The 11,898-nt window shown below is 64.2% G+C and carries 12 protein-coding genes; 6 read left to right on the forward strand and 6 right to left on the reverse strand.

What is annotated here, in order from left to right; all coding sequences use genetic code 11:
- Positions 1–113 precede the first annotated feature (113 nt).
- A complete protein-coding gene (locus ACIQ42_RS09135) occupies positions 114–2,102 on the forward strand; it encodes a transglycosylase domain-containing protein (protein WP_397421890.1) in 1,989 nt (662 codons plus the stop codon).
- 26 nt (positions 2,103–2,128) lie between these two features.
- Here the strand turns inward: ACIQ42_RS09135 and ACIQ42_RS09140 are convergent, their stop codons facing one another.
- The 3 genes from ACIQ42_RS09140 to ACIQ42_RS09150 form a co-directional block, all read right to left on the reverse strand.
- The gene (locus ACIQ42_RS09140) at positions 2,129–2,866 is read right to left on the reverse strand and encodes a M48 family metallopeptidase (protein WP_397421891.1); all 738 of its coding nucleotides are present in this window, start codon (positions 2,864–2,866) and stop codon (positions 2,129–2,131) included.
- 56 nt (positions 2,867–2,922) lie between these two features.
- Positions 2,923–4,242, reverse strand: a complete 1,320-nt coding sequence (locus ACIQ42_RS09145; protein ID WP_397421892.1) for a polyhydroxyalkanoate depolymerase — start codon at positions 4,240–4,242, stop codon at positions 2,923–2,925.
- A 61-nt stretch (positions 4,243–4,303) separates the two neighbouring features.
- On the reverse strand, positions 4,304–4,951 hold the full coding sequence (locus ACIQ42_RS09150; RefSeq protein WP_397421893.1) for an SCO family protein: 648 nt from the start codon (positions 4,949–4,951) through the stop codon (positions 4,304–4,306).
- 27 nt (positions 4,952–4,978) lie between these two features.
- On the opposite strand from ACIQ42_RS09150, the gene ACIQ42_RS09155 reads away from it, so the two are divergent.
- Positions 4,979–6,367, forward strand: a complete 1,389-nt coding sequence (locus tag ACIQ42_RS09155) for an ActS/PrrB/RegB family redox-sensitive histidine kinase (RefSeq protein WP_397421894.1) — start codon at positions 4,979–4,981, stop codon at positions 6,365–6,367.
- Between the two features lie 88 nt (positions 6,368–6,455).
- On the forward strand, positions 6,456–7,010 hold the full coding sequence (locus ACIQ42_RS09160; protein ID WP_397421895.1) for an ActR/PrrA/RegA family redox response regulator transcription factor: 555 nt from the start codon (positions 6,456–6,458) through the stop codon (positions 7,008–7,010).
- A 34-nt stretch (positions 7,011–7,044) separates the two neighbouring features.
- On the opposite strand, the gene mmcB is transcribed toward ACIQ42_RS09160, so the two are convergent.
- The 3 genes from mmcB to ACIQ42_RS09175 all read right to left on the reverse strand — a co-directional run bounded on the left by mmcB (position 7,045) and on the right by ACIQ42_RS09175 (position 9,264).
- On the reverse strand, positions 7,045–7,494 hold the full coding sequence (mmcB, locus tag ACIQ42_RS09165; RefSeq protein ID WP_397421896.1) for a DNA repair putative endonuclease MmcB: 450 nt from the start codon (positions 7,492–7,494) through the stop codon (positions 7,045–7,047).
- A gap of 93 nt (positions 7,495–7,587) precedes the next feature.
- Complete coding sequence (locus ACIQ42_RS09170; RefSeq protein ID WP_397421897.1) at positions 7,588–8,715, reverse strand: ferritin-like domain-containing protein; 1,128 nt, start codon at positions 8,713–8,715, stop codon at positions 7,588–7,590.
- A 147-nt stretch (positions 8,716–8,862) separates the two neighbouring features.
- Positions 8,863–9,264 (reverse strand): DUF2177 family protein, encoded by a 402-nt coding sequence (locus ACIQ42_RS09175; protein WP_397421898.1) that lies wholly within the window; start codon positions 9,262–9,264, stop codon positions 8,863–8,865.
- Between the two features lie 351 nt (positions 9,265–9,615).
- On the opposite strand from ACIQ42_RS09175, the gene ACIQ42_RS09180 reads away from it, so the two are divergent.
- The 3 genes from ACIQ42_RS09180 to ACIQ42_RS09190 form a co-directional block, all read left to right on the forward strand.
- Complete coding sequence (locus tag ACIQ42_RS09180) at positions 9,616–10,542, forward strand: SDR family oxidoreductase (RefSeq protein ID WP_397421899.1); 927 nt, start codon at positions 9,616–9,618, stop codon at positions 10,540–10,542.
- Between the two features lie 75 nt (positions 10,543–10,617).
- Positions 10,618–11,241, forward strand: coding sequence for a TetR/AcrR family transcriptional regulator (locus tag ACIQ42_RS09185; protein ID WP_397421900.1), 624 nt, complete (start codon positions 10,618–10,620; stop codon positions 11,239–11,241).
- Positions 11,241–11,898 (forward strand): alpha/beta hydrolase fold domain-containing protein (locus ACIQ42_RS09190; RefSeq protein WP_397421901.1); only part of this gene is annotated, 658 nt, incomplete at its 3' end. The genes ACIQ42_RS09185 and ACIQ42_RS09190, both read left to right, overlap by 1 nt.

Below are 11,898 nucleotides of genomic sequence, written 5' to 3' on the forward strand. Positions count from 1 at the left end.
AAAAGAGGCGCTACGGCGCGTTCATGTCTCGTCAACCCTGTTGAGCGTTCCGTGGCGTTCAGGATATGGCAGGGCCGGGTGGGCGGCCCTTTGATCGACGGGACCAGGCATCCATGGCCACTGGAAAGCCGCCGCGCCTGCGGCGAACGCTGCTGCAGAAGCTGATATACGCTCTGTTGGTGCTAGGCGTCTGGGGGCTGATTTTCGTCGTCGCCTTTTTCGCGGTGTTCGCGGTTGATCTGCCCGACACATCTCAGCTCTATGATACACGGCGCCAGCCCTCGATCTCCTACCTGGACCGGTCCGGCGGATTGCTGGCCGTGCGGGGCAGTCAGGCAGCCGCCACGGTAAAGCTGGAAAGCCTGCCGGACTATGTGCCCAAGGCGTTCATCGCCATCGAGGACCGTTGGTACTACTGGCATTTCGGGTTCAACCCGTGGGGCATCGCGCGCAGCCAGTACTACAATATGACCCGGAAGGGGGAAGGGGGCCCCTTGCGTGGCGGCTCCACCATCACCCAGCAACTTGCGCGCAACCTGTTCCTCACTCCCAACCAGAACTATCGACGCAAGGCGCAGGAACTGATTCTGGCGGTCTGGCTGGAAGCGAAGTTTTCCAAGAAACAGATCCTCGAACTCTATCTCAACCGGGTCTACTTTGGCGCTGGAGCCTATGGCATCGAGGCGGCATCCCAGCGCTATTTTGGTAAGCCTGCCGCCAGGCTAAGCCTGGGCGAGAGCGCCCTTCTGGCGGGGCTGATGAAGGGGCCTTCGCGATACTCGCCGGTGGCCTCCACCGACCGCGCCGCGCGCCGCGCCACCATCGTGCTGGATGAAATGGTGCAGTCGGGCTTCATAACCCCGGCAGAACGGGCCGAGGCGATCCGGGTCCGCGTCCGGGTCAATCCAGTGCTGGCCAACCAGCGCGCGCAGTACTTCACCGACTGGGTAGACAACCAGGTCCGGACTCTGGTGGGAGAGCCTGCCGAGGACCTCGTCGTCGAGACCACACTTGACCTTCCACTGCAGGCCAGCGCGGAGCAGGCCGTGTTGCGTGGGGTGTCCGCAGCTGTGGGCCAGGGCGTGGAGCAGGGCGCGCTGGTATCTCTCGACGGTGAGGGCCGCATCCGCGCCTATGTGGGCGGGACCAACTATGTCCAGACCCAGTTTGATCGTGCGACCATGGCGCGCCGCCAGGCGGGTTCGGCATTCAAGCCCTTTGTCTATCTGACGGCGATGGAGGCCGGTCGCACGCCGGACACACCGGTGGTCGACGAGCCGCTGAAGATCGGAAACTGGGAGCCGCGCAACTATACCGGCGCATTCCTGGGTCCCATCACCATCCGGGTCGCGCTGGCCCAGTCGGTCAATACGGTGGCGGCGCGTCTGACCGAGGAACTGGGCGCCTCCAACGTGGCGTCTACCGCCCGCCGGCTCGGCATCACCTCAGACATACAACAGGACCCCTCAATGGCGCTGGGCGCCGTCGAAGTCAGCCCGCTGGAAATGGCCCAGGCCTATGCGCCCTTCGCCAATGGCGGCGTCTACGCAAAGGGTTACGGGATCGAGCGCATCCGCACGGCGACGGGCCGGGTGCTCTATGATCGCGGTGTCGATCGCGGCCCCCGCCTGGGCGTGATCAGCCAACCGGCGTTATCCTACATGGTCTCCATGATGCGCGGCGTGGTTACGAGCGGCACCGGAACACGGGCCAATGTCGCGGGCTACGATCTGGCCGGCAAGACCGGCACCACCAGTGACTACAAGGACGCCTGGTTTGTAGGTTACACGGGCGGATTCGTCACCGCCGTCTGGGTAGGCAAGGACGACAACAAGCCCATGAGACGGGTCACCGGCGGCGGCGCGCCCGCCGGCATCTGGCGCGACTACATGACGGCGGCCTTGCCCCGCCTGAAGGTCCAGCCCATTCCTGGCGGCGAACTGCCGGCGGCGGAGGGTGAGAGCCCTATCGATCAGATTCTGGCTGGTGAGGACCCGGGCGCGCCGATCGAGACGCCGCCGTCGGAATTCGATGAACCCCAACCGCCCCCGCCTCCGACCGCCAGACAGCGCGAAAGGCCCCGCGGCGACCCGGTGTTCTGAGGTCCAGCGTCTGATGGGGAAAGAGACTACCCCCCGAAGGCGTGCAGCCTGGCACCTTCGGCCCGGAGCCAGGCGCGATGGGGGCGTTCGTCGCCCACCAGATCGCGAACGTGGGCCCAGAAGCGGGGGCCGTGGTTTAGCTCGCGCAGGTGGGCGCACTCGTGAGCGACTACATAGTCAGCCACTGCGAACGGTGCCAACGCCAGCCGCCAGGAGTAACGGATCACGCCGGCTGTTCCGCCCGGGCCGGGTTTGCATGAGCCCCAGCGGGATTTGGCGTCGGTCAGCGCCACCTTCGGCATCGGTGCGTCAAGTTGTGCGGCATAGTGGGCGGTGCGCCGGGTCAGGACCTCGGCGGCTCGTTTACGGATCACCAGCATCACGGCGCGGGCATAGCCTTCGCCATCACCCATGGCGCAAATCCGGGGCGTGGAGCCATCTTCCGGCTCGATCCAGCGGGCGCGGCCTGCGGCAGTATCGAGGCGGACCGGTTGTCCGAAGACCTCGATTAACTCGCCTGGACCGATATGGGTCGCGACGGGCAGTTCGGCCAGCCGGGCCCTGATCCAGCCCGCTCGATCACGCGCGAAGGCGGCGGCCTCGGCCAGGCGTCGGGCCGATGGAGCTGTCGCGACAATCTCGCGGCGGGCGCGATCCAGACGAAGCGAGACCCGTCGGGCGCGACCGTTGACCCTCAAACGTACCACCGCGCCGGCTACCTCCAGCCGGTCGCCGTCATGCAGGGAGGGGCGCAGGAGACTCACCAAACGGAATCTAGGGCGTTAATCCGGTTTCGCGAAACGAAGACGTGAGGCGGTTTTCAGCCCTCTGAAGCCTTAGACCGGATTGGCACAACCTCGGCGGAAACGGTTCGGCTTTCCGCCCTGCGCGGCAGGCCCTGCTCCATCCTGCGGATGAAGGCCCGCACACGTGGATAGATCTCCTCGCGGAAACGCTTGCCGTTGAAGACGCCGTAGTGGCCCACGTGGGGCTGGACGTAATCTTCCTTCATCTCGGGAGGCAGGCTCAGGCACAGATAGTGCGCCGCCTGGGTCTGGCCGATCCCGGAGATGTCGTCATTTTCGCCCTCAACCGTCATCAGGCCGATGTCGGTGATCCGCTCCGGACGGACGCGACGATCCTCATGATAGAGCTCACCCTTGGGCAGTAGATGCCGCTGGAACACCACGTCGACGGTCTGCAGGTAGAACTCCTCGGTAAGGTCCAAAACCGAGAGATACTCGTCGTAGAATTCCAGATGCTTTTCGGCGCTGTCGCCGTCATCGCCCATCAGATGCTTGAGATAATTCAGGTGGGCTTCCTTGTGCTTCTCGATGTTCATCGACATGAAGCTGGCCAGCTGAACGAAGCCTGGATAGACGCGCCGGCCCGTGCCCAGGAAGGGTGGCGGCACATTGTAGATCATGTTGGATTCGAACCAGGCGAACGGGCGGTCCTCAGCCAGTTTGTTGGTCACTGTCGGCGACAGCCGCGCATCTATGGGCGAGCCCATGAACGTCATGGATGCGGGGCGGCTCTCTTCATGGTCGTCGGCCATCAGGGCCGCAGCGGCCAGAACCGGCGGGCCGGGCTGGCAGACCGCCACCACGTGCGGCCTTGGTCCCATCTGCCGCAGCATGTCGCGGATGTGGTCGATGTAGTCATGAAAGCCGAATTTGCCTTCCACGAATGGAACGTCGCGCGCGTTCGACCACTCCGTGATGAACACGTCGTGGTCCTGAAGGAACGCTTCGACGGTACCGCGCAACAAGGTCGCGTAGTGGCCCGAGAGGGGCGCGGCGATCAGCACCGCCGGCTCGAGGTCGGTCTTGCCGGCCCGGCGCAGATCGCTCAGGTCGCGGGCGAAATGGGTCAGCTTGCACCAGGGGCTGGACCACACTGTCGTTGGCCGCACCCGCACCGCAGCGCCGTTGATGACGACTGCATTGATATTCCAGTCCGGCTTGCCGTAGCGCCGGGTCAGGTTCGCGAACAGATCGGCATTCGCATAGATCCGCCGCCCGAAATCGGTATTGGCGGCGGGATTGAGGGGCGAATTCCAGAAATTACGCGTCGCCAGGGCCGCCATACGCAGAGGCGTGGTGGCGTAGTACCCGGCTTCGTACATCGAATAGAGCATGTGGACCCAGCCTTTGTGCGCTGCAACATACCCTGACGAACCTTAACAGGCTCCGCAAGTCTTAAGGGTCAATCCGCGACTTGCGCTCGATGTCCGCCGTGCAGGATGTCGCCGAGTCGCCCAGCTTCATGGCCGCCTGGATCTTCGCGGCGGTCTGTTCCGGCGTCAGCTCATAGGCCAGCACGCAGGTGAACTGGCCTTTGGGGTTCATCAGAACGCTGTAGGCGCCATGATTCACCTGATAGTCGGGGCCTTCACCCACCTTCTGGTAGAACACGCGGTAGGCTTTTGCGGCCGCGTCCACCTGGGCTGCAGATCCGGTCAGGCCGATGAGTCGCTTCGGAAAGGCGTCGTTGGACACATAGGCCTTGACCTGCGCCACTGTGTCGCGGCCCGGGTCGACGGAGATGAACACGGTCTGCACCCTGTCGGCCCTGGTGCCCAGCAAGGGCTCGACCTGAGCCATCTCAAACAAGGTCGTGGGACAGATGTCCGGACAGTATGTGAAGCCGAAAAACACCACGCTCCACTTGCCCTTCAACAGATCCTGGTCGACCGTGCGTCCCGAGGTGTCGACCAGCTGAAACGGGCCTCCGATCGAGACTCCTGTCGCCTCAGGACCTGACGCACTCTTGCGAACCGCCAGGCCGACCAGCAAAGCGAGCGCGAGCGCCAGTACGGCGGAGAGGGCCATTATGCGTCTGGACACGTTCGTGCTTCCCTATGGTGGCCCGCAATGACCGCTAATCGTCCACGGGCCGGGTTGGATAGTGTCCTGTCCAGAGCCGCGCAAGACGTCTGGGCCGACGCGGATCTTCGCAAAGGCCACCTGCGGGTGCGAACCCTGCTCACGGTCCGCTGGATGGTCATCGCCGGGGAGGTGATGCTTCTGGCGGCCATTACCTTCGGCATGGGCAACAAGGCACCCTTCGCCATTGCTGCGGCCGTGATCGCCTCTGCCATAGTCGCCAACCTGTGGACTGCGCGTGTTCGACAACTTCAACACATCCTCAGCGACCGTGCGGCGGCGCTGCAGCTTGCCTTCGACGTGGCTCACCTGTCGGCGCTCATGATCCTGATCGGCGGCGCCGCAAACCCCTTCACCATCGTGCTTCTGGCCCCGGTGACCCTGGCCGCGGCCACGCTACCCTTGCGACCACTGATCCTGGTGGCGGGCCTCGCCTCTATCGCCGCCGTTTCGATGTCCTTCTTCTCGATGCCCTATCCCAATATTCACGTGAACAGCCTGCACTGGCTTGAACCTGAGGATCACCGCGATCCGATGCTGACGCTTGAATACCGGCTCACTGTCGCTGCGGCCATGGTTGTGGGGATCGTCCTGATCGCCGGAATTGTCCGGCAGTCCGTGGTCCAGGCCGCGCGCATGGCCCTGGCCCTGGATGTCACCCGTTCGGTTCTGGCCCGCGAACAGAAACTTTCGTCTCTCGGCGTACTGGCCGCAGCCGCGGCTCATGAACTCGGAACGCCGCTCAGCACCATTTCCGTCATCGCCCGAGAGCTGGCGCGATCCCCTCCGACCGCGGCCGTTGCGGAAGACGCCGAACTGTTGATCGCGGAGGCCGCCCGCTGCCGTGAGATTCTCCGCCGGCTGGGCGAAATGCCGGAGCGGACTGCGGACGCTGATCCTGGCCGGGCTCCGCTTCTGCAGCTGTTGCAGGAACTGGTAGCACCTTACCAGAACGTCCTGCCGAACGTCCGGATCGACTTTGAGTTCGAGGGCGGCCCGGAGGTCGGCATGAGCTCTCTGCGCCGCTGGCCAGAAATAAGGCAGGGCATGTCAACCCTGATTGAAAATGCGGTTGATTTTGCCCGATCCAGAGTCTGGATCGTAGCCCGCGTGGACGACGAGGTCGTCGAGTTCGATATCCACGATGACGGCCCAGGCTTTGCTCCGGACATTCTCTCGAGGCTTGGGGAGCCCTATGTCACCTCGCGCTCGGCAGGTGAGCATTCGCCGACGGGGCACGTCGGCCTGGGACTGGGCTTCTTCATCGCCAAGACGCTTCTGGAACGGACAGGCGCGATTATGACTTACCGCAATGATCGCGCCGGTGGTGCGGTTGTAGAGTTGAGATGGAAACGCAAGGTGATCGAGCAAACCTGATCGTCGCTCGCACCGGACCGGCGTGCATTATCAGCCTGCGACATTTTGTTACAGTGGGATTTGGGGGAGCCCCGCTAGGGGCTGCGCAATGGCCAACGCTTCCGTCGACATCGTAACCCTGTCCGACACAAGTCTGCTGATCCTTGATGACGACGCGGTCTTCCGCACGCGCCTTGGCAAGGCGCTTGAACAGCGGGGCTTCCGGCCTGCACTCGCAGCCACTCTATCCGAAGCCATTGCGATTGCCGAAGCCACCCCGCCCGCCTTCGCCGTTCTGGACCTTCGGCTTGACGACGGCTCGGGCCTGACACTGGTTCAGGCCTTACGCGAGGCTCGCCCGGAATGCAGGATCATCATGTTGACGGGTTACGGCAATATCGCCTCGGCGGTCCAGGCCGTGAAGGCGGGGGCCGTAGACTATCTGGCCAAGCCCGCCGATGCTGACGATATCGTCGCCGCCCTTCTTACCCTGGGCGCCGCCGCCCAGCCGCCAGACAGCCCCATGAGCGCCGGCCGGGTCCGCTGGGAGCATATTCAGCGCGTCTATGAGCTCTGCGGACAGAATATCTCCGAGACCGCCCGCCGTCTCAATATGCACCGCCGCACGCTCCAGCGGATTCTAGCCAAGCGCGCGCCGAAATGAAGCACAGTCGGGTCATACTCTGGTTGCCTGTTTCTCAGAGTTCCGTCGCCACCCCACCCGCAGCCCGTAGCGCCGCCAGCCTCGCAAAGGCCAAGGTCAACGCCCTTCGCCGCGCCCCGGCCAGCCCCTCCAGCGGCGCCTCGCGCAATATCGCCCCGCCAAAGCCGTCGGCGACGATCAGGCCCGGCTCCTCCGGCAGGATTGCGCGGGGAAACTCCGGCGCCACCGCAAAGGCGAAGATGTCGCAATAGGGCCGATACTCCGGCCACTTCAGATCCACCCGAAAGTCCTCGATCCCGGATTTGACCTCCACGATGAAAATCTGCCCCTTGGGGCCCAGGGCCATCAGATCGGCGCGTCGGCCGTTCGGCAGGGTCACCTCGGTCAGTGGCGCGTAGCCGAGAGCGACCAGCAACCGTGCCGCGCCACGCGTCACCGTGGTTGTGGTTTCCGGACGGGAGGCGGTGACAATGGGGACGTCCATTGCTCTACCATGTTCGGCCTTCGTTCCGGTTTCAAGCCTGAAAAAGCCCGCCGGGTCTCCCCGGCGGGCGGATTTCACGAAACGACCAGCCGGTTATTCGGCGGCGATCAGGATCGGGCGTGACTTGTCGGAGAAGTTGATTTCCTGAAGGTACTTGATGCCCTCTTCGGCGATGTCGTCGCCGACCATCCGGTCGCCCTCGCCGCGCAGTTCCTCGATATCGACATAGGTGCCGTAGAACGCCTTGGTGCGGTCGGTGATGATGCCGGCGTTCAGCAGGGTCTTCACCAGCACGCGGAAGATATTGGACTGCTCCTTCATGTTCTCACGACGGATCTCGTCGGTCATGTTGGCCGCCATCTCGGCGATCACGCGGTCCGGATCGAGGCCGAATTCCTCATAGAGGTCGCGCTGCTGGGTGGGGGCCACCAGGTTGAACAACAGGGTCTGGAAGCAGTGGGCGGCCCACAGTTCGATCGTCTCGTGTTCCTGTTCGGTCAGGTGCGGGATCGTGCGGTCCGCCCAGATCTTCCCGAACTTGTGGTGGAAGGCCTCGTCGGTCATGACCAGCTGCATCAGCTTCTTGGCCAGCGGATCATTGGTCTTGGCGAACACGGTGGCGAAGGCGCCCATGGCCAGGCCCTCGACCAGCATCTGCATGCCGATGATCTTCTTGTAGACCTCGGGGCTGCCGATGATGTCGACGAGCAGGGTCTTCAGCGTCGGGCCGCATTCCACCGGACGGCCCCAGCGCGCCTTGATGTACTTGGCGAAGGCGGTGACGTGACGGGCTTCCTCGCGGGTCTGATTGGCGGCGTATTCCTGCGCGCCCTGGTCCTTCAGCACATGGCAGAGGCTGGCCGACAGGTTCAGTGCGCCTTGTTCGCCATGCAGGATCGACGAGAAGGTGCGCAGCGTCGACTGGTTCACGAACCGCACTCGGGTCTTCCAGTCGCTCAGGTGGTTGGAGACATAGTCGGTGGAGAGCGAAATGATCATCTCCTCCGGCAGGAGCATCTCGTTCTCCATGTCGAAGGGCTCGTCGAAGTCGATGTACTTCTTGTCCAGCGGATCCCAGAAGTGGTCGTGGGTCGCCGAAATGATCTTGTCGAAGGCGGTCGAGCGGTTGCCGTAACGATCAAGCTCCAGCATGGACTCAAAATCGTCGGGCGCGACGGCGTCGTAGATAATGTCCTTGGTGATGTTGCCGTCGGCGGCCATGGCTCTGCTCCTGACTGGTTCCTGGACGCATCATGCAAACTGAACAGTGATCAGTCAATTAAGATGACGGGTGTGTCACTTTCGATAGATACCTGATCGGGGCGCCATAACTTCGGCTCGCGCGCAACGAACGCGTCGCGGCGGCGTCTAGGGCTTGAGGCGTCGGAACACCCAGCCGCCCACCGTGGCGCCGAACGCTGTGATGAACGTCCCCCAGACGATGTCGATGACGGTGATGTGGGTGGACCACACCTTCAGCGTCGCCTGATTGGTCAGGTCATAGGTGGCGTAGCACATGGCCCCCAGCATCGCCCCGGTAATGGCGGTCTTGCGCAGGGGTTCAGTGCGGGTAGGCCAGATGGCCAGAGCCATCACGCCAGCGATATAGGCGAAGTAGAACACCGCCGCTGGACCAAGGCGGGGCGCGCGCATGGCGACCGGATCCAGGGTCGGGAAATAGACGTTCGGGCCGAACTGGGTCAGCCAGATGTAGTCGACCGCGGCGAAGGCCAGCCCTGTCGCCAGGTAGGTGAGGATCAGCCTGCGCACGTTTCTTTCCTTCCAAACCTGCGGTCTGCCGCAACGGCGGGGACCTCGAAACCCTGTTGTAGCGAAGTCCGGTTCTGGTGTCCGCCTGTGACCTGACTGGAGAGGTTCCTAATAAAGAGCCGTTACGCGTCCAGCAAGGCCACGCCCTGGCTCATCGCGGCGGCGCACAGTGATGTCGTCACCCAGCATAACCATGCCGGAGAAGCGGCCCGCGGGTCGTTTCAGCGCGCCCAAGTGGCGGCGGCTGCGGAATTCATCAGGCGCGTGGACCCGGACTTTCAACCCGGCGCTTGACCGACCCTGCGTCAGGAGGTCCGACTGGGGTCAATCAATTACAAAGGGAGCGTGGCCATGGCCGAATTCAATATGGACGATCTGATGTTCAAGCCCGGCCTGATGAAGGGTCAGCGCATCCTCATCACCGGTGGCGGCACGGGTCTGGGCAAGGTGATGGCCGAGGCCTGCGTGATGCTGGGCGCCGACGTCTACATCTGGGGCCGGCGCGGCAGCGTCATCGAGGCCGCGGCCAAAGAGTTGATGGACGCCCACCCCACCGGCGGCAAGTGCATCGGGATGGCGTGCGACATCCGGGTGCCCGAAGCGATTCACGACGCCATGGACACGATCTGGGCCGATGGCGCCCTGACCGGCCTGGTCAACAATGCGGCGGGCAACTTCATCAGCCGGACGGAAGACCTGTCGCCCCGGGCGTTCGACGCCATCGCCAACATCGTGTTCCGCGGTTCGTTCTTCGTCACCCTGGACGCCGGAAAGCGCTGGCTGGCTGAAGGCAAGCACGCCTCGGTCATTTCCATCCTCACCACCTGGGTCTGGCACGGCGGTCCCTTCACGGTGCCCTCGGCGATGTCCAAGGCCGGTCTGAACGTCATGACCCAGTCGCTGGCGGTCGAGTGGGGCGGACGCGGCATCCGCTTCAACGCCATCGCGCCGGGGCCGTTCCCGACCGAGGGCGCCTGGGCGCGTCTCAATCCCGGCAGCACGGAGGCCACCAGCGGCGGTCCGCCCGAGAAGCCGGACCCCACCATTCCGCTGAATCGCAACGGCGAGATGCGCGAACTGGCCAATATGGCGGTCTACCTGCTGGATCCGGGCTCGGCCTATATCAACGGCCAGACGATCGCCATCGATGGCGGCGGCCACCTGAAGGGCGGCGGCGGCTTCGGCCGTCTCTCCGAGTGGGGCGATGCCGAGTGGGAAGCCGCGCGTAACGCCATCAAGGGCGCCAACGAGAAGGATCGGGCGCAGCGGACGGTGTGACAGCAGCGTTACATTGCCCTTGCCCTGAACTCCGACACCCGCAAGAATGACGTCCGTCACTTTTGTAAGTCGAGTATGATGGCAGACGACGCCTTTCTTCCAGCGGGCAAGCGCGAACTCACCAAGGTCCAGAACCGGCTGGCGATCCTGGATGCCGCACGCGAGGTGTTCGGTGAGTTGGGGTACGAGACGGCGACCGTGCGTGACATCATCCGGCGCACGGGCCTGGCCGCCGGCACCTTCTACAACTACTTCCGATCCAAGGAAGAAGTGTTCGCCGCTCTGTCGGACGACGGCGCACGCCGCTTCGCACCGATCCTGAAGGCCCTGCGCAGCAAGGGAAACTTTGACACCTTCGTGCGCGAGGCCCTCGTGGCCTATTTCGAGTTCATGGCCGATGAGCACACCAGCTGGGCCGCCCGTCGTCCTGCGGGAGAGCCGGTGATCCTGGTTAAGGGCGAGACCCCGGAGATGGCGGCTGTGTTCGCCGAGGTGAAGGACGCTATCGAGGACGCCATCCAGCGCGGCCACGGTCCTATTGCCGACAGTGAGTATCTTGCTGCAGCCTGTATTGGCGTGGCCCGCGAAGTAGGTGACAAGATGCTGATGCGGCGGCCTATCGACACCGCAGGCGCGGCAGACTTCGCCGTCAGCCTGATCCTGAACGGTCTGCGCGGACTGCCCGGAGTTCGGTCCTGATGGCGTCAGCTGCTATCCAGCGCCTCATCGCCCAGGCCCTGCTTTCGCTCCCCACGCCTATTCTGAGAGCGATGTCGGGCGGAGGGGTGGTCTATGTGGGCGGTCGCACGCTGGACCCGCGCCTGCAGTTTCTCGCGTCACAGGCTCGTAACGCGGCGCCGATTTCGAGCCTCTCGCCGGAGGATGTGCGACGCGGAGAAATCACGGGGCTCGCGGTGGTGTCAGGCGCGCTGGAACCGGGCGTGCGCGTGGACGGCCTCAGTGTGCCGGGCGCCGCTGGGCCAGTTCCAGCGCGCCTCTACAGGCCCGAGCGGCAGGACGCCTCGGCTCCGTTGATGGTCTGGGCGCACATGGGCGGGGGCGTGATCGGGACCCTCGACACCAGCCACCGGTTTTGCAGCATGCTGGCCCGGATCACCCGTGGTCCGGTGCTGTCGGTAGACTATCGCCTGGCGCCAGAGCACCGGTTTCCGGCGGGTCTGGAGGATGTTCTGGCCGCCTACCGCTGGGCGCGGGACCAGGCCTCGACCTACGGCGCCCGGGGCGTCGCCATCGGTGGCGATTCCATGGGTGGCAGTTTCGCCGCCATAGTCTGCCAGGACCTGAAGCGCGTTGGCGAGGAACAGCCGGTGCTGCAGCTGATGCTCTATCCCTGCA

This window comes from Phenylobacterium sp. (assembly GCF_044372605.1).
In the GTDB taxonomy this organism is placed as follows: domain Bacteria; phylum Pseudomonadota; class Alphaproteobacteria; order Caulobacterales; family Caulobacteraceae; genus Phenylobacterium.